This window comes from Streptomyces sp. NPDC024017 (genome assembly GCF_040638895.1).
Taxonomy (GTDB): domain Bacteria; phylum Actinomycetota; class Actinomycetes; order Streptomycetales; family Streptomycetaceae; genus Streptomyces.
On record NZ_JBEZYZ010000009.1, the window covers coordinates 19,392 to 37,646 of the forward strand.

Below are 18,255 nucleotides of genomic sequence, written 5' to 3' on the forward strand. Positions count from 1 at the left end.
GGGCCCGGCTGCGACTTGGGATGCAAGGCCCCGTGTCAACTGCGTCAGTCCCGGCACGGTCGACAGCCCATGGGTCGGCCGCCTCCTCGACGCCGCGCCCGACCCGGCCGCCGAACGCGCCGCCCAGCGGCGTCGGGGTCGCCCCGCACACCGCGCCTACGGCCTCCGTACCGGCTCCGCCAGCCGCGTCGGTGGCAGGAAGTCCCGTACGTACGTCCGCTCCCAGCACGCGCCCGTCTCCCGCAGCTCGCGCCACGTCGTGTAGCGGTAGCGGAACAGGCGGGCGCGCACGTACCTAGGGGGCTCGCCCGGCGGGAACGGGGAGCGGCGCAGCAGCTTCAGGGTGTTCCGGTCGTTCTCCAGCAGCCGCTCCACCAGTGTCCCGAACCAGGACTCGGCATAGGCGGGGGAGAGGGCCGCGAACCACATCAGCCAGTCGAGCCGCAGATGGTAGGGCGCGAACTGGCGCGGCCAGCGCCGCGGATCGCCCGGTTTGCCCTTGAACTCGTACTCCAGCCAGTCGGAGTCGGCACGCGGCGCGTCGTCCGCGGTTCCCTCCACCACCACTTCGTACCGCACCCGGCTCACGCTGCCGAAGGCCCCGTAGGTGTTGACCAGGTGGAGCGGGTCGAAGGAGCGGTTCATGACCTGGCGGCGCGAGAGCATGTTGCGCACCGGCCGGTAGCTGAGGCCCGCCAGCAGCGCGGACACCGCGAGCACCACCACGACGTACCACAGCGGGGCGTCGGGCACGTCCGGCGGATCGGCCGGGAAGCGCACCGCCGACAGCGCCAGCACGATCGTGATCCAGTTCAGCCAGGAGAAGTTGCCCGACAGCACCAGCCACAGCTGGGTGACGATCATCAGCGATGCGGCGGCCGTCGCGACGGGCTGCGGGGTGAACAGCAGGAACGGCACCACGAGCTGGGTGACATGGTTCGCGGCCACCTCGACGCGGTGCAGGGGCCTGGGGAGATGGTGGAAGAACCAGCTCAGCGGGCCCGGCATCGGCTGGGTCTCGTGATGGTGGTCCAGGCAGGTGAGCTTGCGCCAGCACGCGTCGCCGCGCATCTTGATCAGCCCCGCGCCGAACTCCACCCGAAACAGGATCCACCGCAGCAGGAACAGCACGACGACCGGCGGCGCCACCTCGTCGTTGCCGAGGAACACGGCGAGGAAGCCGACCTCCAGCAGCAGCGACTCCCAGCCGAACGAGTACCAGGTCTGCCCGACGTTGACGATCGACAGGTACAGCACCCACGGCACCAGCCACAGCAGCATGCCGCCCCACAGCGGAAGCAGCGAGTCCAGCCCGGCCAGCAGCGCCGCCGACACCGCGCAGCCCGCCCAGGCGCAGAGGGCGAAGAAGCGGTCCGAGTAGTGCCACTGGAACAGGCTCGGCGCCCTCCTGAACGGCACCCGTTCGACGAATCGCGGCACCGGCAGCAAGCCGCGCCGGCCGATCAGGGCACGGAACTGGAGCGCCGCGGTCAGGAACGCCACCAGGTACACGGCGGCCAGCGCCCGCTGGAAGACCAGCCGGGTCAGCCAGTAGTCGGACGCGCTGAACCAGTCCACGGCCGTGCGGCCCTCCTTCCCGTGCGGCGCCGGCCCCGGGTGTCACGCTCCGTGTGCCGCCGCTCCGGTTGCGTGACCCGAGTGAGCGAAGCAAACAATAGTGATGAACGGCCCGAAACGGGCCGAGGTGAGCGGGAGGACGAGGTGCGGACACCCACCGGGACCTTCGTCCTGGCCTGCGTACTCTCGGCGGCGCTCCTCCTCTCGGGCTGCCGCGGCGACGCCACCCGCCACGGCGACACCACCGGCCGAGGCGACGACGCGGGCACCGGCGGGGAACTCTTCCTCCAGCCGGCCGCGGCCCAGGGGCCCGACCCCTTCACGGACTCCACGGCCCTCACGGCGGCTACCCCGTCCCCCGCCCCGCGAACGCCGGACGGCACCGATCGGGCCTTCGCCGCCTCTAGCGGACCGCGCTCCCTCTCCGGCGGCACGCCCGGCCTGTACGGCGGCACCGAGCGGACCGGCAGCTGTGACATCGGCCGGCAGGTCGGCCACCTCACCCGCGACCCCGCCAGGGGCCGTGCCTTCGCCGAGGCCGCGGGCATCGCCCCGGAGTCCGTCCCCGACCATGTGCGCGCACTGACCCCGGTCGTGCTGCGCGCCGACACCCGCGTCACCAGCCACGGCCTGCGGGCCGGACGGGTCACCCGTTACCAGTCCGTCCTCCAGGCCGGCACCGCCGTCCTGGTCGACGACCGGGGAGTGCCGCGCGTCCGCTGCGCCTGCGGCAACCCGCTCCGGCCGCCGGCGGCGCTGCGCGGCACGCCGGTCACCAGGGGAACCCCCTGGCCCGGATACCGGCCCGGCGAGGTGATCGTCGTGACGCCCGCCCCGCGGGGGCTCACCGACTTCACGATCATCGACGTCACCGCCCGGACCTGGATCGAACGCCGCACCGGCCACGACGTACGGCACGACCGGGCCCTGCCTCCACCGGCCTGGGCGACGGCATCGCCCCAGCCCTCCCGGCCCCCTGCCCCGCGACCGCCCCCGCTCCCGCCGGAACCGGAGCCGTACCCGGAGCCGGACCCCGGCCTGGGCAACGCATCCCCCTGGGATACCCCGGCCGACGCGAGTCTCCCGGACACGGACACGGACACGGACGCGAACACGGACATGGACATGGACGCGGACACAGCCGTCCCCCCGGCCGACGAACCGGCCCCGCTTCCCGACCAGCCGGCCGCCCCGGAGGGCCCAGGCGGTTCCGGCGAGGTCGGCCCCGACGCCGTCCCCGACAGCCCCGATCCGCCCGACGGAGCCGGGCTGATTCCCGATGGCCGGGCCGCCGACCTCCTCCCCGGCAGCACCGCAGACGTCTCCGGCTCTTGAGGGCCGATCCGGCGGAGCGGCTCGTACACTCGGCACATCCAGTCGAAGAATCGGACGAATCCTGGCAAGGTGGGCCCATGGCTGATCGGGGAGGGAGCGCCCTGTCACTCCCGGACGACTGGCCCGCCCACCCGGATCCGATCCTCGCGCTCAACCGGATGGGCAGCTTCGACTGGGATCTGGACACCGGCCTGATGCAGATGGACGCCCGGGCCCACGAGGTCTTCGACGTGCGCCCCGACGAGTACGACGACCATCCCGAGACCCTCGCCAAGCGCGTCCCGCCCGACGAGGCCCGCCGCCTGGACACCGCGGTCTCGCAGGCCCTGAAGGACGGCAGCGAGAACTACGGCGCCTACTTCCGCCTCCGCCGCCGCGACGGCACCCTGCGCTGGACCCACACCCAGGGCTACATCCGGCGCGACGACACCGGACGCCCCCGCCGCATCATCGGCATCATCCGGGACGCCACGCAGGAGCTCGGCGAGATCGACGCCCGCCGCGACCAGGCCGCCAAGGACGAGGCCCGCCGGGAGCAGACCAGCGTCGTCGAACTCACCACGGCGGCCCTCGCCCACGCCCGCACCGTCCAGGACGTCATCGACGTCCTCAAGGACACCCACGGCCTCACCCACCTGGGCGCCACCAGCCTCGTCATGGGCCTGGTCGAGGCCGGCCGCATCCGCCTGGTCGCCGAGGGCCCCTCGGACAGCTTCGTGCCCGGCACCCGCGTCACCCGGATCGACGAGCCCTACCCGATGAGCGAGGCCGTACGGACCCTCGGCCCGTGCTTCATCGAGTCACCGCAGGAGTTCGCCGAGCGCTACCCGATCCTGTGGCCGCACATCACCGACCTGAACATCACCTCGGCCGCCTATCTGCCGCTCATCGTCCAGGCCCGGCCGATCGGCGCCATGGGGCTGCTCTACAGCGACCGGTACGGCTTCACGTCCGAGGAGCGCAACATCCTCGTCGCTCTCGGCAGCAGCATCGCGCAGAGCCTGCAGCGGGCGATGTTCTACGAGCAGGAGATGGACCTCGCGCAAGGGCTCCAGCAGGCCATGCTGCCCCGGACCATCCCGAGCGTGCCCGGCGCCGACGTCGCCGTCCGCTACCGTGCCGCCACCATCGGCGGCTCCGTCGGCCGGGACATCGGCGGCGACTGGTACGACCTGATCCCGCTGCCCGGTGGCCGGGTCGGCGCCGTCATCGGCGACGTCCAGGGCCACGACACGCACGCGGCCGCCGTCATGGGCCAGTTGCGCATCGTGCTGCGCGCCTACGCCGCCGAGGGGCATCCCCCGGCCACCGTCATCGCCCGGGCCTCCGTCTTCCTCCACGAGCTCGACACCGACCGCTCCGCGACCTGCCTCTACGCGGAGGCCGACCTGTCCACCGGCGTGCTCCAGATGGTCCGGGCCGGCCACATCGATCCGCTGGTGCGCCACACCGACGGGTCCTGCCGCCGTGTCACCGTCCCCGGCGGGCTGCCGCTCGGTCTGTCCGCCGAGTTCGGCCGCCTGGAGTACCCCGTGGGGACGATAGAGCTCGACCCCGGCGAAACCCTGCTGCTGTGCACCGACGGGCTGGTGGAGCAGCCCGGCGCCGACCTCGACGACGGCATGCGCACCCTGAGCGCACTGGTCGCCACCGGCCCCGACGACGTACGGGACCTCGCCGAGCGGCTGATCGACGCGGCCGCCGAGCGCGGCGGCGACGACGACGTGGCGCTGCTCCTGCTGCGCCGGCGCGGCCCCGAGGGCCCGCAGTCCGGCCGCCGGCTCCAGCGGCACGTGGCCCCCGGCGACCCGGCGGCCCTGTCCGACTCCCGGCACATGATCCGCACCGCGGTCGCCGCCTGGGGAGCGGGCGACCGCGCCGACGAGATCGAGCTGGTCGCCGACGAGCTGATCACCAACGCCCTGATGCACACCGAGGGCTCCGCCGTCGTCACCCTGCGGGCCTTCACCGGCTCCGAGCGCCGGCTGCGCGTCGAGGTCGAGGACTCCTCCAGCGCCCTGCCGCGCCGCCGCGAGGCGGGCGAGTCGGGCGTCTCCGGGCGGGGCCTGCTCCTCGTCGAGCTGCTCACCGACGTGTGGGGCGTTGAGGCCCGGGGCGGCGGCAAGGCCGTGTGGTGCGAGTTCGTGGTGCCCGACCACGACTGACCCCACGTGGCACTCTGGACCTATGCCGGAACTCCCCGAGGTCGAGGCGCTCAAGGACTTCCTGACCGAGCACCTCGTCGGCCACGAGATCGTACGGGTGCTGCCCGTCGCGATCAGCGTCCTGAAGACGTACGCACCGCCGCTGTCCGCGCTGGAGGGCCAGGAGGTCGCCGCCGTACGCCGGTACGGCAAGTTCCTCGACCTTGAGACCGCGGACGGCCCGCACTTCGTGACGCACCTGGCCCGCGCGGGCTGGCTGCACTGGAAGGACCGCCTCCCCGACGGTCCGCCCCGCCCCGGCAAGGGCCCCCTCGCGCTGCGCGTGGCCCTGGAGACCGGAGCCGGTTTCGACCTGACCGAGGCCGGCACCCAGAAGCGGCTGGCCGTGTACGTCGTGGGCGACCCGCAGGAGGTCCCGGGCGTGGCCCGGCTCGGCCCGGACCCGCTCGCCGACGACTTCGACGAGCGGCGCTTCTCGGAACTCCTGGCCGGTGAACGGCGCCAGCTCAAGGGTGCGTTGCGGGACCAGAGCCTGATCGCGGGCGTGGGCAACGCCTACAGCGACGAGATCCTGCACGCGGCGAAGATGTCGCCCTTCAAACTGGCCGCGTCCCTGAGCACCGAGGAGACCGGGCGGCTCTACGCGGCCCTGCGCGACACGCTCACCGAGGCGGTCGAACGCTCCCGGGGCGTGGCGGCCGGGCGGCTGAAGGCCGAGAAGAAGAGCGGACTGCGCGTCCACGGCCGCACCGGCGAGCCCTGCCCGGTGTGCGGCGACACCATCCGCGAGGTGTCCTTCGCCGACTCCTCGCTCCAGTACTGCCCGACCTGCCAGACGGGCGGCAAGCCGCTGGCGGACCGCAGGATGTCCCGCCTGCTCAAGTAGGAGTCTCCCCTCGCCGGGATCGCGGGCACCCGGTGATCTCCCGGGTGCGTCGTCCAGCAGTCTCACACCGGGGCGCTGGGAGCGCCCGGCGACGGGGGAAGGACCGGATGGTCAGCTCGCCTGGAGTCTCCACAGGACCTCGCCGGAGGCCGAGCGGATCTCGTAGCGGGCGATCTGCCCCGGATGCATGGAGGAGCTGGCCATCATCGGGTCGGGGTCGGGGGCGGCGTCGTGACCGGGTCCGTGCCAGCTGGTCGCGGTCTCCTCGGTGCCGTCGCTTCCGATGATGACCAGGTGGCAGGCGCGCGGGCCGGCGGCGTCCTTCACCTTCAGCTCGACCTGGCTGCCCGATGCCTCGTCCGCCGTTGTGACCTGCGCCCACACCCCCGTCCGCGCGTCGGTCGCCGCGACGGTCAGGGACCCCTCGGCGCTGCCCTCGGCCATCATCGCGATGCCGGGCACCGACGCCGCGAAGACCACCGAGGCGGCCAGGGCGAACAGCAGGCGTCTGCGTCCGGTCCGGCGCCGCGTCGCCACCTCGGCCAGCAACCCGTCCAGCATGCGCGGCCCGGGCTGCGCCATCGGGTGCACGAACCGTGGCGTCGCCCGCCGGTACAGCATCAACTGCCGTGTGGTCGGGCCGAATTCCGTCACCTCTGCAGCGCACCGAGGGCACTCCATGAGGTGGTCCTCGAAGCGGAAGGCCTCCGCCTCGTCCAGCACGCCGAGCGCGTAGGCCGCGACGTCGCGATGCCTCTCCAGGGACCTCATGCCGAATCCTCGTGCCGTTGGGTGCGGGTGGGGTTACTCCTTGCTCCCACCGGTACGGACCAGGCAGCGGAATCACTCAAGCCGGTGACACAATCGCAACCAAAGGATTCGGAGCCCTCGCGGCCCCGGATTGGTCAGGGGCCGCGGAAATCTAAAAAAGATGGATCGCGAGGTGTCCCAAGGGCAGCCCGAGCTGCCAGGCGGGCGTCCAGACCTTCGGCCCCTCGTCCTCCCCGACCACCGGAGCGCCCCCCGGCACCGCGTTCAGATCCGGCGCGAGCAGCTCCGTCTCCTGCAGCCAGCGCCAGGCCTCCTCCGCGAGGTCCAGGTCCGGCGCGGGCCGGCCCGACGCCGCGGCGCCGGCGGCGAGCTCGGCCAGCCGCTCGCGCACCCAGTCCTGCCACGGCTGGTCGTACGCGGTCAGCGACAGCCAGGTCTCCAGCTGGGTGACGACCCGGATGCCGGACAGCTCCCCGTCGGTGTCGGACAGGAAGATGGTCAGCGCCAGGGCATCCCGGCCGGCGCGGAACTCGAAGGACGTCGGCGGCATCAGATCGCCGGTCCGCAACAGCTCGTCGGCGATGTACTCGGCGTACAACCACGCCATGGGGACGGTCAGTTCACCGTCGGCACCGTCCGTGCTCTCCCGCTCTCTGTCCAGCATCCCTTCCTGCCTTCCTCCGGTACGTGCGCGTCGCCCGACACCGGGCCCCGGGGACGCTGACGGCCCCCTCCGGAACACGGATGAGAACAGCCGATTACTCAACCGGGGTCATCGGCAAGGCGCTTTACGGAGGCTTGACCCAGACATTGGTTTCACCGCAGGTCGGCGGCGTATCCCGGAAGCACCCTGCGCAGGGCTCGCAGCGCGTAGTACGCGCGGGACTTCACGGTACCGGGCGGGATCCCGAGGGTCGCCGCGGCTTCCGCCACACTCGCCCCGTGGAAGTACACGAGCACCAGTACTTCACGGTGCTGCGGAGTGAGTGTCTTCACAGCCTGGCGGACGTCGAGCATCGCCGCGGACCGCTCGGCGTGGTCGGAGATGACGCGCGCGTTGTCCAGCACCGCGTCGCCGACCTCGGCCGGACGGGCCTGCCGGGCCCGCCGGGCGTCGATCGCGAGCCGCCGCGCGACGGTCATCAGCCAGGGCCGTACGGAGTCGAAGTCGTCGGCGCGCAGGGCCTCGGGGTGCTGCCAGGCACGCACCAGCGTCTCCTGGACCAGGTCCTCCGCGCGCTGCCGGTCGCCGTCGCAGAGCCGGAGCAGGAGCGCGAAAAGGGGCCGGCCGTGCTCCCGCTGCAGTGCGGCGAGCTCGTGCTCGGCGGTCGTTCCGTTCATCAGTGTGGATCCGGCCGTCATGGCCGTATGCCACCGCAGGGCGTGTCCCGGGCACAGGGCACGTACCCGGCTGTGCGGCGGACGGTCGATCGCGTCGACGAACGGTTCGACGAACGGTCGGGGCGCCCGGCCATGTGGGTGCCGGACGGGCGGATGCGCGTGTCGGAGCCGCGTGGGGCGTCACGGGCCTTCTTTCCTGATTGTGCGTAAATACGACCACAACGCCCACAGTGGGGTGAATGCATGCTCGCACGCAGTCGTCAGATCGCCCTGGCCCTGACCGTCGTCCTCGCCGCAGGCGCCGCCTGCCAGGCCCGCGGACACGAGAAGCCCGACCCCGGAAGCCCGGCACCGGCCGCCGAGCCCCGTGGCTTCACACTGGTCGCCTCCGGTGACGTCCTCCCGCACAGCTCGATCATCGACCGGGCCCGCTTCGACGCCGGCGGCACCGGCTACGACTTCCGGCCGATGCTCGCCGGGATCCGCTCCGTCGTCTCCCGCGCCGACGTGTCCCTGTGTCATATGGAGACCGTCTACGGCGCGAACGGCGCCTACACCGGCTACCCCACCTTCAAATCCCCGCCCGAAGTGGCCCGGGCCCTCGCCGTCACCGGCTACGACGGCTGTTCCACCGCCTCCAACCACGCCCTGGACGACGGCGTCGACGGCATCGGCCGCACCCTCGACGCCCTCGACCGCGCGGGCGTCCGGCACGCCGGCTCGGCACGCACCGAGGAGGAGGCACGCACGGCGACGGTCCTGAGGGCTGGGGCGGCGAAGGTCGCCCACCTCGCCTACACCTACGACACCAACGGCTTCCCGCTCCCGGCCGGGCAGCCCTGGGCCGTCAACCTCATCGACGAGGCCAGGATCCTCGAGGACGCCCGGGCCGCGCGCCGGGCGGGCGCCGACGTGGTCGTGGTCTCGCTGCACTGGGGCACCGAGTGGCAGGACGCCCCGGACGACCAGCAGTTGACCCTGGCCCGGAACCTCACCGCCGGGCACACCGAGGGCCGCCCCGACATCGACCTGATCCTCGGCACCCACGCGCACGTCCCGCAGGCCTACGAGAAGGTCAACGGCACCTGGGTGATCTACGGCATGGGCGACCAGATCGCCGGCGAGATGACCAACCACGAGGGCGCCAAGGACCCGCGCGGCAACCAGTCCACCCTCGGCCGCTTCACCTTCGCCCCGCCCGCACGGCCGGGCGACCGCTGGAAGGTGACGAAGGCGGAGTTCGTCCCGCAGCTGTTCGACGTCGACGCCGGCCGGGTCGTGAACCTCAACCGGGCGATCGCCCAGGGCGCCGACGTCCGGGCCGTCCGCGACCGCATCCGCGAGGTCGTGCTGAGCCGGGGCGCGGCCGGGGACGGACTGGTGATGGGGGAGTAGCACCTGCTTCGGCCGCCTCGCCGATCGGCGGGAGCCCGGCGACGGCGGCCGAACACCGAGAGGTCTGCCTACGGCACCACCGTCACCGGCCACCGCCCCGCCTTCACCAGGCGTACCGCCACCGAGCCGACGATGCGGTGGCCCGCCTGTTCCGAAGCGCCCACGACCACCGCGTCCGCCTTGAGTTCGTCGGCCGCCGTCACCAGGCCGCTGTACGGGTCGCCACGGAACGTGTGGAACTCCCAGCGGACTTCGAATATCCCCTTGAGCCGCTCGGCCGCGTCCCGGATCTGCGCCACCAGGTCCTCGGCGATCTCGTCCGTCGTCCCGGCCACCGGCACCCCCAGCGCCGCGCCCGCCGCCAGCACCGGCTGCACGTACACCACGGCGAGCAGCGCGTGCTGGCGCCGGGCCAGGCCGGCCGCGTAGGCCGCGGCCCGCAGGGACGAGTCGGAGCCGTCCACCCCGGCCACGATCACCTTCGGCCCGTCCGTGCCCCGCTCGAACTGAGAGGAGTGCTGTTCCGTCACGCCGCGAGGCTATCGGACCCCCCTGGTCCGCCCGCCGGGCGGGAGCGCTCGACGGGCGAGGAGGCGCGGGTGTTCCTACAGTCGAAAGCATGAGCGTCATCGCGGACACCGGGACGGCCGAGGACACCTCAGGCGCGATACGGCCGCCCCGCCGGGCGCACGGCTTCCTCAGCCGGGTGCCCGAGGGCTTCGCCGTCTTCTTCGGCGCCCTCGGTCTGCTCTGCGCCCTGCTGGCGCTGATCCCCCCGCTGCGCACCGGGCTGCGCCCGCTCGTCCGCTTCCTGGACCTGCTGCTCGTCCCGGTCAGCGCCAACCTCGCCTACGCGGTCTTCCTGTTCCTGCTCGCCGCCGCGACCGGCGCCCGCAAGAAGATCGCCTGGTGGCTGGTCGTCGTCTACCTGGGCCTGCTCGTCCTGACCGACATTCTCGGCATGGCCGTCGGCGAGTTCGCCGAGTCCGTCCCCTCCCTCGTGGTGTGCGGCCTCGCCCTGATCCTGCTGATCTACGCCCGCGAGGAGTTCTACGCCGCCTCCCGCCGCGCCGCCGTACGCCGGGCCCTGGCCGTCCTGGTGGCGGGCCTGGTCGTCGCGATCCTGGTCGGCTGGGCCCTGGTCGAGGCGTTCCCGGGCAGCCTGCCGAGCGGCGAACGCCTGGCCTGGGCCGCGAACCGGGTGTGCGGCGGTCTGGTGCCCGCCGGCTCCTTCGACGGCCGCCCGCCGCACGCCCTGTTCTTCCTGCTCGGCCTGTTCGGCGCGCTCGCCCTGCTGAACGCCGCCGCCACCCTGTTCCGCTCCCAGCGCCTGGAAGCCGCCCTGCACGACGACGAGGAGACCCGCATCCGCGCCCTCCTCGCCCGTTACGGCGACCAGGACTCCCTCGGCTACTTCGCCACCCGCCGCGACAAGGCCGCCGTCTTCTCCCCCAGCGGCAAGGCCGCCGTCACCTACCGCGTCGAGGCCGGGGTGTGCCTGGCCAGCGGCGACCCGGTGGGCGACCGGGAGGCCTGGCCGCACGCGATCGCCGCCTGGCAGGACGTGGCCCGCCGCCACGCCTGGGTCCCGGCCGTGATGGGCGCCTCCGAGGAAGGCGCCCGGGCCTTCGTCCGCGCCGGCCTCGGCGCGCTCCAGCTCGGCGACGAGGCGATCCTGCACGTCCTCGACTTCGACCTCGACGGCCGCGACATGCGCGTCACCCGCCAGGCCGTCAACCGGGTCCGCCGCACCGGCGTCACCTGCCGCGTCCGCCGCCACTCCACCCTCGGCGAGGACGAGATGCGGCAGCTCGTCGAACGCGCCGACGCCTGGCGCGACACCGAGACCGAACGCGGCTTCTCCATGGCCCTGGACCGCCTCGGCGACCCCGCCGACGGCGACTGCCTCCTCGCCGAGGCCCTCGACCAGGACGGCCGCCTCCTCGCCATCCAGTCCTTCGTGCCCTGGGGCAGGGACGGCGTCTCCCTGGACCTGATGCGCCGTGACCGCACCGCCCCCAACGGCGTCATGGAGTTCATGGTCGCCGAACTCTGCGCCGCCGCCCCGAAGCTGGGCGTGCGCAAGGTCTCGCTGAACTTCGCCGTCTTCCGCTCCGTGTTCGAGGAGGGCGCCCGCATCGGTGCGGGACCGGTGCTCCGCCTCTGGCGCCGCCTGCTGCTGTTCTTCTCCAAGTGGTGGCAACTGGAGGCGCTGTACCGCTCCAACGCCAAGTACCACCCCGAGTGGTACCCCCGCTTCCTCTGCTACGCGGAGGCCGCCTCCCTCGCCCGGGTCGGCCTCGCCTCCGGCATCGCCGAGGGATTCGTCTCCGTACCGTCGATGCGCAAGTTGTGGGGAAAGGGGCACCCGAGGGGCGGGCAGCGCCCCGCCACCACGGCGGGGCTGCCGTCGTTGGCGGCGCTCGGCCTCGCCGGAGGGGACGGGACCGAGCCCGCCGACCCCCTCTCCGGCCTGTCCGACCAGGTCCGCGTCCGGCACCACAAGCTCGACCGGCTGCGCGCCGACGGCACCGACCCCTACCCGGTGGGCACCCCGGCCCGCACCCACACCCTCGCCGAAATCCAACAGGGCGAGCAGGTCACCGTCGCCGGCCGGATCATGCTGGTCCGCGACTTCGGCGGCATCGTCTTCGTCGTCCTGCGCGACTGGTCCGGTGACCACCAACTCGCCCTCACCCGCGACGGCTCCGGCCCCGCCCTGGACCGCTTCACCGCCGACACCGACATCGGCGACCACATCACCGTCACCGGCCGGGCGGGCGTCAGCGACAAGGGCGAGCCGACCGTCTTCGTCACCTCCTGGCAGCTCACCGGCAAGTGCCTGCGCCCCCTGCCCGACAAACGCCGGGGCCTCGCCGACCCGGAGGCCAAGGTCCGCATGCGCTACCTCGACCTGGTCTCCAGCCCGGCCGCCCGCGACGTGGTCCGCGCCCGCTCCACCGCCATCCAGGCCGTGCGCCAAGGCCTGCTGGAACGTGGCTACCTCGAGGTCGAGACGCCGGTCCTCCAGCAGATCCACGGCGGCGCCAACGCCCGCCCCTTCACCACCCACATCAACGCCTACGATCTCGACCTCTACCTGCGCATCGCCCCCGAGCTGTTCCTCAAGCGACTGTGCGTCGGCGGCTTGGAGAAGGTCTTCGAGATGGGCCGCACCTTCCGCAACGAGGGCACCGACTACAAGCACAACCCCGAGTTCACGATCCTGGAGGCGTACCAGGCGTACGCCGACTACGACGTGATGCTGGACCTCGTCCGCGAACTGATCCAGGGCGCCGCCACCGCCGCCTTCGGCAGGCCCGTCGCCCACAAGGACGGCACGGAGTACGACATCTCCGGCCAGTGGCCCGTGAAGACCGTCTACGGCGCCATCGGCGAGGCCCTCGGCGAGGAGATCCACCCCGGCACGGAACTGCCCCAGCTGCTCCGGCTCTGCGACCGCGTCGGCGTGCCGTACACCGCAGACGACGGCCACGGCGACGTCGTCCTGGAGATGTACGAGCGGCTCGTCGAGGAGAAGACCCAGCTGCCCACCTTCTACAAGGACTTCCCGACCGACGTCTCACCGCTGACCCGGCAGCACCGCACCGACCCGCGCCTCGCCGAACGCTGGGACCTCGTCGCCTTCGGCACCGAACTCGGCACCGCCTACTCGGAGCTCACCGACCCCGTCGAGCAGCGCCGCCGCCTGACCGCCCAGTCCCTCCTCGCCGCCGGGGGCGACCCCGAGGCGATGGAACTCGACGAGGACTTCCTCGACGCCCTCGAATACGCCATGCCGCCCACCGGCGGCCTCGGTATCGGCGTCGACCGGCTGGTCATGTTCCTCACCGGACTGACGATCCGCGAGACCCTGCCCTTCCCCCTGGTGCGCCGCCGCTGACCCACCTGCGTGGGCCGAACGGGTGAAAGTGTGCGGCCACCTCGGTGTTGCTCGTGTGCGTCGGCCTTCCGCCGGGCGACTGATGAGTCATGAAGAAGGATCAGTTGCTCACCCGGCTGCTCACCCGGCGCCGGGCGTTGATCGCGGGCGCCGGCGCCGTGGGAGGCGCCGCGACGGCCGGAGTGGTCACGGCTGTCACCGGGGACGGACCCGTCACCACCCCGGCCGCGGGCCCCCAGGTCCGCCGCTCCGTCGAGTCCTCCGCGTACCGGCTGCAGCCGCTGACCGGGTACGGCCCGCCGCGCGCCGCACCCCGCCGGACCCTGGTACGCCGCGAACCGCTGCTGCGCGTGTCCGGCCGCGGCCGGACCATGGTGCTGACCTTCGACGACGGCCCCGACCCCCGCTACACCCCGGACATCCTGGACACCCTGGCCGAGTACGACGTGCGCGCGATGTTCTTCGTGTGCGGCGAGATGGTCGCCGACGGCAGGAAGCTGCTGGCCCGGATGGCCGACGAGGGCCACGTCGTGGGGAACCACACCTGGTCCCACCCGTTGCTCACCCGCCTCACCCGCCGGCAGATCCGCTCCCAGATGGAACGCACCTGCGACGTCATCGAGGACGCCTACGGGGAGCGCCCCGAGTGGTTCCGCGCGCCCTACGGCGCCTGGAACCGTGCCGCCCTGCAGATCGGCGCCGAACTCGGCATGGAACCGCTCGCCTGGACGGTCGACACCCTCGACTGGAAGACCCCCGGAATTCGGTCCATCGCGAACCGGGTCGAACGCGGCGCCGCCCCCGGCGTCGTGGTGCTCTCGCACGACGCCGGGGGCGACCGCTCGCAGAGTGTGCGGGCGTTGCGGCGCTATCTGCCCGAACTGCTCGACTCCGGCTACCACGTGACCGTGCCCAGGCGGCACTACGCGTGAGGGAGGCCGTCGGGCTTTCGCCCGCCGGGCCGGGAACGCTCAGCGAACCTCGACCAGGCGGGCGAAGGCGACGACATTCCCCGCATAGCCTTCCTGCTCGGAGAAACCGCCGCCGCAGGTGATGACCCGCAGTTCCGCCGCGCCCTTGGACGCGTAGACACGATCACCGGGGAAGTTGTTCTTCTCGAACACCTCGATGCCGTAGATCTCGAAATCGGCGGTCTTTCCGTCCTGCCGGGCGACCTCGACGCGATTTCCCTTCTTCAGGGCCCCGAGTCCGTAGAACACGGCGGGGCCCTGCTGGTTGTCGACATGCCCGACCACGACCGCGGTGCCCTTCTCGCCGGGGGTGACGGCGCCGGTGAACCAGCCGGCCAGGTTGGGGTCCTCAGGCGGCGGTGCGCCGACCCAGCCGTCCGCGTCCAGGCCCACGGGGATGATCGGCGCGTCGACCTGGATCGCCGGGATCCTGACCCGGTCCGGGAGGGCGTAGGGCAGGGGCCGCACGGTCCCGGCGAAGGTGCCGCCAGGTACCCGGCTGTCCGCCGCGGCAGCCGTCGCCGGCTGCGGCGGGCCCTCGTCGAACTCCCCCGAACCATTCCGGATGAGCGCGAGGCCGGTCAGCAGAACCAGCGCTATCACGCCCCACGGAGCGCGCTTCTTGCGCCGCGCCTCCTCTTCCGCCTCGGCCAGCTCGGACGCAGACATTCGCCATCCCCTCTCGACGCGGCCGTCGCCGTGCCAATCGCGCATATCGACACGCTAAGCGGCACGCGCGAAACCGGCGACGGGGCGGGGGCGAACGGGTGGCCCGGGGCCGAAAGGGGCGGTCCGGGGAGAAAAGGTGCGCCATCCGAGTTGCCGCGGCGAGGAAATTTCTGACGGTCCGTGACCTGCGGCGATATCAGATATCGCGGTTTTCCCGCACCGCCTCCTCTCACCAGGACGGACCATTCCCGAAATGCGGCTTGCGGCACGGCAACTGACTGTCTTTCTGGGAGGCGCTTTCTCGCCGATCGACCGGGGACGGGTCCCGGGGCGTCTTCCGCGGAGGTTCACATGCGTAACACTCGTGCCCTGGCGGTCGCCGGCGCAGCGGTCGCCGCCCTCGGCCTCTCCGCCCCCGCGGCCGTCGCGTGGGACACGCCCAGCAACATCGTCGTCCTGCCCAGCGTGATCGCCCGCGGCGGCCAGCTGACCATCACGGTCGACGGCTGCCGCAACGGCGGCACGGCGACGTCCAACGCGTTCGCGCCGACCCGGCTGTCGCCCGTCCGCGACGCCGGCAAGGGCAACGAGGGCGACAGGGGCGGCGCCGGCAACAACGAGGCCGGCGGGGGCACCGCCGGCGACGCGACCGCGCGGGGCACCGCCACCATCAACAGCAACGCTCGCCCTGGCTCGTACGACATCACGGTCACCTGCAACGGCAGGACCCTGACCAAGCCGCAGGCCTTCACCGTCATCGGCGGTGTCCGCGGCGGTATCGGCGGCAGCAGCACCACCGGTGCGACGCCGACCGACATGGCCATCGGCGGCGGTCTCGTGGCCGCGGCGGTCGTCGGCGGCGGCGTGTTCTGGATGCGCCGCCGGGCCGAGCGGCGCATCTGACGCCTCGTTCGTCGCTTCTTCGACGCGTCGTCGCCTCGCACGTGAACGGTCTTCGCCCCGGCCCCTCACCAGGGGAGCCGGGGCGAAGACCTGCCGCCGCGGGGTGGCGTCAGCGGCGTCAGCCGGCGTCCTCGTCGGGGCGGCGGCGCGAGAAGTGGTAGGCGACGCCGAGCGATCCGGCGATCAGTGCGGCGCCGAGGCCGATCTCCTTGAGGTCGAAGCCGCCGAGAGTGCCGCCCTCACCGGCGTGCACACCCTTGTGGGGGTGGCGCGTCGGGTGATGGGTGGGGTGGTGCGTGGGGTGGTGCGTCGGACGGCCGCCCGCGATCGTCAGGCGCGCGGTGCCGCTCGACTCGTCACATTCGAACTGCACGTCGTACACGGCACCGGGCTTGGCGTCCCAGTCGACGACGGCCGTCGCCCAGGACTCGTCCGGCGGGATGGTGACCACGTCGAAGACCGGTGAGTTGACCGCCGCTTCCCCCTCGCACGCCTCGTTGCGTACCACCCGCAGGGTGACCTCACCCCCGGCCGCCACGGTGGAGGGCTCGACGCTGAAGCCGAAATCGCTCTGGATCGCCGCGTCGGCGGCGGGCACGCAGGAGGTGAGGGCGCCGGCGCCCAGCAGTACGGCCGAAGCGACGCATATCGCGCGCATGGTGAAACCTCCGGGTCCCGAGGAGCAGCCGCGGACCTGTTCCGCTCACGTCACAAATGCACCTCGATGCCCGAAACGCTAAGAAGACGCGCGCCGTGGCGCGATCGCAGTAGCGCGAATGGGGCATGGGTGTGGGCCGCTTGGGGGAACGCCGCTGACGCGGCCGGGGGACGGCGACGGTGTGTCGCGCGCCCCCCGGCCGGGATCCGTGGTGCGGGGCGCCGTCAGTCCTCGACGCCCGGGAACAGGTTCAGGAACGGGTCGGCCGAGGCGGTCACGCCCCTGCTGTAGGGCGAGTCGAAGTCCCAGATCAGGAACAGCAGGAAGGCGATCAGCGCCGAGAACAACCCCGCGAGGACAAGTTCGCGCGTCGTTCTGCGGATCTGCAGCGCGAAGATCATCCCGATGGTGACGACGGCCCCGGCGATCAGCCCGAACCACACCACGCCCGGCATCGTCTCCCCGGTGGACTCCGCCCGGGCGATCCGGGCCTGGCTCGCCGAGGTCACCTGGTCCATCAGTGGCTGGTAGGCCTGGGCCTCGAAGTCCGTCGCCGGCTCGTAGTCGGTGACGTCCTGGCGGATCCGCTCGAAGAGCTCGGCGCCGCGCTCGGTGACCTCGCCCTTGTCGGCCATGGTGTCCCACTCGGTGGTCACCACATGGCTCACATACGTCCGGATGTCGTCCCGGATGCGGTCGCGTTCCTCGGCCGGATAGACCCGTACCCGCTCCGAGATCTCGTGCAGCGCGGTCGCCTCGGCCTGGACGTGGTCCTGCGCGGCGCTGCGCCCCTCCCAGACACCGGCGATCGCCAGGCCCAGGACGATGGCGTAGACCACGCCGATCCACATCGTCATGTACTCGATGACGTCCGGGGTCTCACTGGGGTCCTCGTCCTCGGGCGCCGCGCGGTGGCGTACGACGGTGATGACGACCACCACGGCACAGGCGGCCAGCATCGCGAGGGTGAGAACAAGCCATTCCGGCAAGGGGTACCTCCAGGGCTTCAGGGATCAGCGCGCGCGCAGCGCGGCGACGGCCACCACAGCGGGCACCGTGACGAGCAGGACGAAGGTGAGCGGCGACAGCGTGCCGTTCGCCCGGCGTGGCCGCGGCGGCGCGGCGCGGTAGCGCGGGTAGTGCACGGGTGTGGCGGACGGAGGCGGCGCGGGGGTGGCCGGCGGAGCCGGGGCCGGGGGAGCCGGGGCCGGGGGTGCGGGCGCCGGCGGCACGGGCCTCGGGGTCGTCCGGGGCGGGGGCGGCGCCGGGCGCGGCGCGGGCGGCGGCGCTGGAGGCGGCGGCTCCGGCCGGGCCGTGGGGGTCGGTTTCGGGGGCGGGGGCTTCGGCGGGGGTGGCGGGTCCGGCGTCGGCTTCGGCGGGGGCGTCGGCTTCGGTGGCGGCGGGGTCGGGGTCGGTGGCGGCGGAGTTGGGGTCGGCGTGGGGGAGGGGCACGGCGGGGGTGGCGGGCACGGCGGCTTGGTCGGCCAGGTCTTCTTGCTTCCGGCGTACGCCACCGCCTCGATGCCGTCCGGCCCCGTCGAGGCGTACGCGCAGGCGTCGGCCACCGCGACCCCGGCCGGTGCGCCGACGAGCGCCCAGGTCAGCGTCGCCGCCGCCAAGGCCCGTGCCGCAAGGGCGGGTTGAGTCGAGAGGGGTCCATGCACGACGAAGATCATGAG

17 protein-coding genes and 1 pseudogene are annotated in these 18,255 nt (G+C 72.7%); 9 read left to right on the plus strand and 9 right to left on the minus strand.

What is annotated here, in order from left to right; genetic code table 11:
• Positions 1-31: 31 nt before the first annotated feature.
• Positions 32-124: pseudogene (locus AB0G20_RS24280) on the plus strand (short-chain dehydrogenase); the annotation flags it as partial.
• Between the two features lie 32 nt (positions 125-156).
• Here the strand turns inward: AB0G20_RS24280 and AB0G20_RS24285 are convergent.
• Positions 157-1,578, minus strand: a complete 1,422-nt coding sequence (locus AB0G20_RS24285; RefSeq protein ID WP_361305884.1) for a lipase maturation factor family protein — start codon at positions 1,576-1,578, stop codon at positions 157-159.
• Between the two features lie 144 nt (positions 1,579-1,722).
• Here AB0G20_RS24285 and AB0G20_RS24290 point away from each other — a divergent pair, with 144 nt between their 5' ends.
• The 3 genes from AB0G20_RS24290 to AB0G20_RS24300 all read left to right on the plus strand — a co-directional run bounded on the left by AB0G20_RS24290 (position 1,723) and on the right by AB0G20_RS24300 (position 5,964).
• Complete coding sequence (locus AB0G20_RS24290; RefSeq protein ID WP_361305886.1) at positions 1,723-2,913, plus strand: DUF6777 domain-containing protein; 1,191 nt, start codon at positions 1,723-1,725, stop codon at positions 2,911-2,913.
• Positions 2,914-2,990: 77 nt separating this feature from the next.
• The gene (locus tag AB0G20_RS24295; protein ID WP_361305888.1) at positions 2,991-5,078 is read left to right on the plus strand and encodes a SpoIIE family protein phosphatase; all 2,088 of its coding nucleotides are present in this window, start codon (positions 2,991-2,993) and stop codon (positions 5,076-5,078) included.
• 22 nt (positions 5,079-5,100) lie between these two features.
• Positions 5,101-5,964 carry a DNA-formamidopyrimidine glycosylase family protein gene (locus AB0G20_RS24300; protein ID WP_361305890.1) on the plus strand — a complete coding sequence of 288 codons (864 nt, stop codon included), beginning with the start codon at positions 5,101-5,103 and terminating at the stop codon, positions 5,962-5,964.
• Between the two features lie 111 nt (positions 5,965-6,075).
• Here AB0G20_RS24300 and AB0G20_RS24305 read toward each other — a convergent pair whose 3' ends face one another.
• From AB0G20_RS24305 to AB0G20_RS24315, 3 genes are all read right to left on the minus strand, one after another.
• Complete coding sequence (locus AB0G20_RS24305; protein ID WP_361305892.1) at positions 6,076-6,735, minus strand: zf-HC2 domain-containing protein; 660 nt, start codon at positions 6,733-6,735, stop codon at positions 6,076-6,078.
• A 151-nt stretch (positions 6,736-6,886) separates the two neighbouring features.
• Positions 6,887-7,399, minus strand: a complete 513-nt coding sequence (locus tag AB0G20_RS24310) for a hypothetical protein (protein WP_361305894.1) — start codon at positions 7,397-7,399, stop codon at positions 6,887-6,889.
• 152 nt (positions 7,400-7,551) lie between these two features.
• Positions 7,552-8,097, minus strand: coding sequence for a sigma-70 family RNA polymerase sigma factor (locus AB0G20_RS24315; RefSeq protein WP_361305896.1), 546 nt, complete (start codon positions 8,095-8,097; stop codon positions 7,552-7,554).
• 222 nt (positions 8,098-8,319) lie between these two features.
• On the opposite strand from AB0G20_RS24315, the gene AB0G20_RS24320 reads away from it, so the two are divergent.
• A complete protein-coding gene (locus AB0G20_RS24320) occupies positions 8,320-9,471 on the plus strand; it encodes a CapA family protein (RefSeq protein ID WP_361305898.1) in 1,152 nt (383 codons plus the stop codon).
• 68 nt (positions 9,472-9,539) lie between these two features.
• Here the strand turns inward: AB0G20_RS24320 and AB0G20_RS24325 are convergent, their stop codons facing one another.
• Complete coding sequence (locus tag AB0G20_RS24325; protein WP_361305900.1) at positions 9,540-10,001, minus strand: universal stress protein; 462 nt, start codon at positions 9,999-10,001, stop codon at positions 9,540-9,542.
• An 89-nt stretch (positions 10,002-10,090) separates the two neighbouring features.
• On the opposite strand from AB0G20_RS24325, the gene lysX reads away from it, so the two are divergent.
• On the plus strand, positions 10,091-13,375 hold the full coding sequence (gene lysX / locus AB0G20_RS24330; RefSeq protein WP_361305902.1) for a bifunctional lysylphosphatidylglycerol synthetase/lysine--tRNA ligase LysX: 3,285 nt from the start codon (positions 10,091-10,093) through the stop codon (positions 13,373-13,375).
• 89 nt (positions 13,376-13,464) lie between these two features.
• On the plus strand, positions 13,465-14,307 hold the full coding sequence (locus tag AB0G20_RS24335; protein ID WP_361305904.1) for a polysaccharide deacetylase family protein: 843 nt from the start codon (positions 13,465-13,467) through the stop codon (positions 14,305-14,307).
• A gap of 39 nt (positions 14,308-14,346) precedes the next feature.
• Here AB0G20_RS24335 and AB0G20_RS24340 read toward each other — a convergent pair whose 3' ends face one another.
• Entirely contained in the window at positions 14,347-15,015 is a 669-nt protein-coding gene (locus tag AB0G20_RS24340; RefSeq protein WP_361305906.1) for a class F sortase, read from the minus strand.
• Between the two features lie 351 nt (positions 15,016-15,366).
• Between AB0G20_RS24340 and AB0G20_RS24345 the strand changes: the two genes are divergently transcribed.
• Positions 15,367-15,918, plus strand: coding sequence for a hypothetical protein (locus AB0G20_RS24345; RefSeq protein ID WP_361305908.1), 552 nt, complete (start codon positions 15,367-15,369; stop codon positions 15,916-15,918).
• Between the two features lie 118 nt (positions 15,919-16,036).
• On the opposite strand, the gene AB0G20_RS24350 is transcribed toward AB0G20_RS24345, so the two are convergent.
• The 3 genes from AB0G20_RS24350 to AB0G20_RS24360 form a co-directional block, all read right to left on the minus strand.
• Complete coding sequence (locus tag AB0G20_RS24350; RefSeq protein WP_361305910.1) at positions 16,037-16,576, minus strand: hypothetical protein; 540 nt, start codon at positions 16,574-16,576, stop codon at positions 16,037-16,039.
• Positions 16,577-16,800: 224 nt separating this feature from the next.
• On the minus strand, positions 16,801-17,565 hold the full coding sequence (locus AB0G20_RS24355) for a DUF4239 domain-containing protein (RefSeq protein WP_361305912.1): 765 nt from the start codon (positions 17,563-17,565) through the stop codon (positions 16,801-16,803).
• Positions 17,566-17,589: 24 nt separating this feature from the next.
• A complete protein-coding gene (locus AB0G20_RS24360) occupies positions 17,590-17,721 on the minus strand; it encodes a hypothetical protein (protein ID WP_282572662.1) in 132 nt (43 codons plus the stop codon).
• Positions 17,722-17,725: 4 nt separating this feature from the next.
• Here AB0G20_RS24360 and AB0G20_RS24365 point away from each other — a divergent pair, with 4 nt between their 5' ends.
• Positions 17,726-18,220, plus strand: a complete 495-nt coding sequence (locus tag AB0G20_RS24365; RefSeq protein WP_361305914.1) for a hypothetical protein — start codon at positions 17,726-17,728, stop codon at positions 18,218-18,220.
• Positions 18,221-18,255: the final 35 nt, after the last annotated feature.

Excerpts from the sequence above, each read along its gene's own strand:
- AB0G20_RS24295 (WP_361305888.1), top strand. The coding sequence starts at position 2,991 with ATGGCTGATCGGGGAGGGAGCGCCCTGTCACTCCCGGACGACTGGCCC.
- AB0G20_RS24300 (WP_361305890.1), top strand. The coding sequence starts at position 5,101 with ATGCCGGAACTCCCCGAGGTCGAGGCGCTCAAGGACTTCCTGACCGAG.
- AB0G20_RS24305 (WP_361305892.1), bottom strand. The coding sequence starts at position 6,735 with ATGAGGTCCCTGGAGAGGCATCGCGACGTCGCGGCCTACGCGCTCGGC.
- AB0G20_RS24310 (WP_361305894.1), bottom strand. The coding sequence starts at position 7,399 with ATGCTGGACAGAGAGCGGGAGAGCACGGACGGTGCCGACGGTGAACTG.
- AB0G20_RS24315 (WP_361305896.1), bottom strand. The coding sequence starts at position 8,097 with ATGACGGCCGGATCCACACTGATGAACGGAACGACCGCCGAGCACGAG.
- AB0G20_RS24320 (WP_361305898.1), top strand. The coding sequence starts at position 8,320 with ATGCTCGCACGCAGTCGTCAGATCGCCCTGGCCCTGACCGTCGTCCTC.
- lysX (WP_361305902.1), top strand. The coding sequence starts at position 10,091 with ATGAGCGTCATCGCGGACACCGGGACGGCCGAGGACACCTCAGGCGCG.
- AB0G20_RS24335 (WP_361305904.1), top strand. The coding sequence starts at position 13,465 with ATGAAGAAGGATCAGTTGCTCACCCGGCTGCTCACCCGGCGCCGGGCG.
- AB0G20_RS24340 (WP_361305906.1), bottom strand. The coding sequence starts at position 15,015 with ATGTCTGCGTCCGAGCTGGCCGAGGCGGAAGAGGAGGCGCGGCGCAAG.
- AB0G20_RS24345 (WP_361305908.1), top strand. The coding sequence starts at position 15,367 with ATGCGTAACACTCGTGCCCTGGCGGTCGCCGGCGCAGCGGTCGCCGCC.
- AB0G20_RS24350 (WP_361305910.1), bottom strand. The coding sequence starts at position 16,576 with ATGCGCGCGATATGCGTCGCTTCGGCCGTACTGCTGGGCGCCGGCGCC.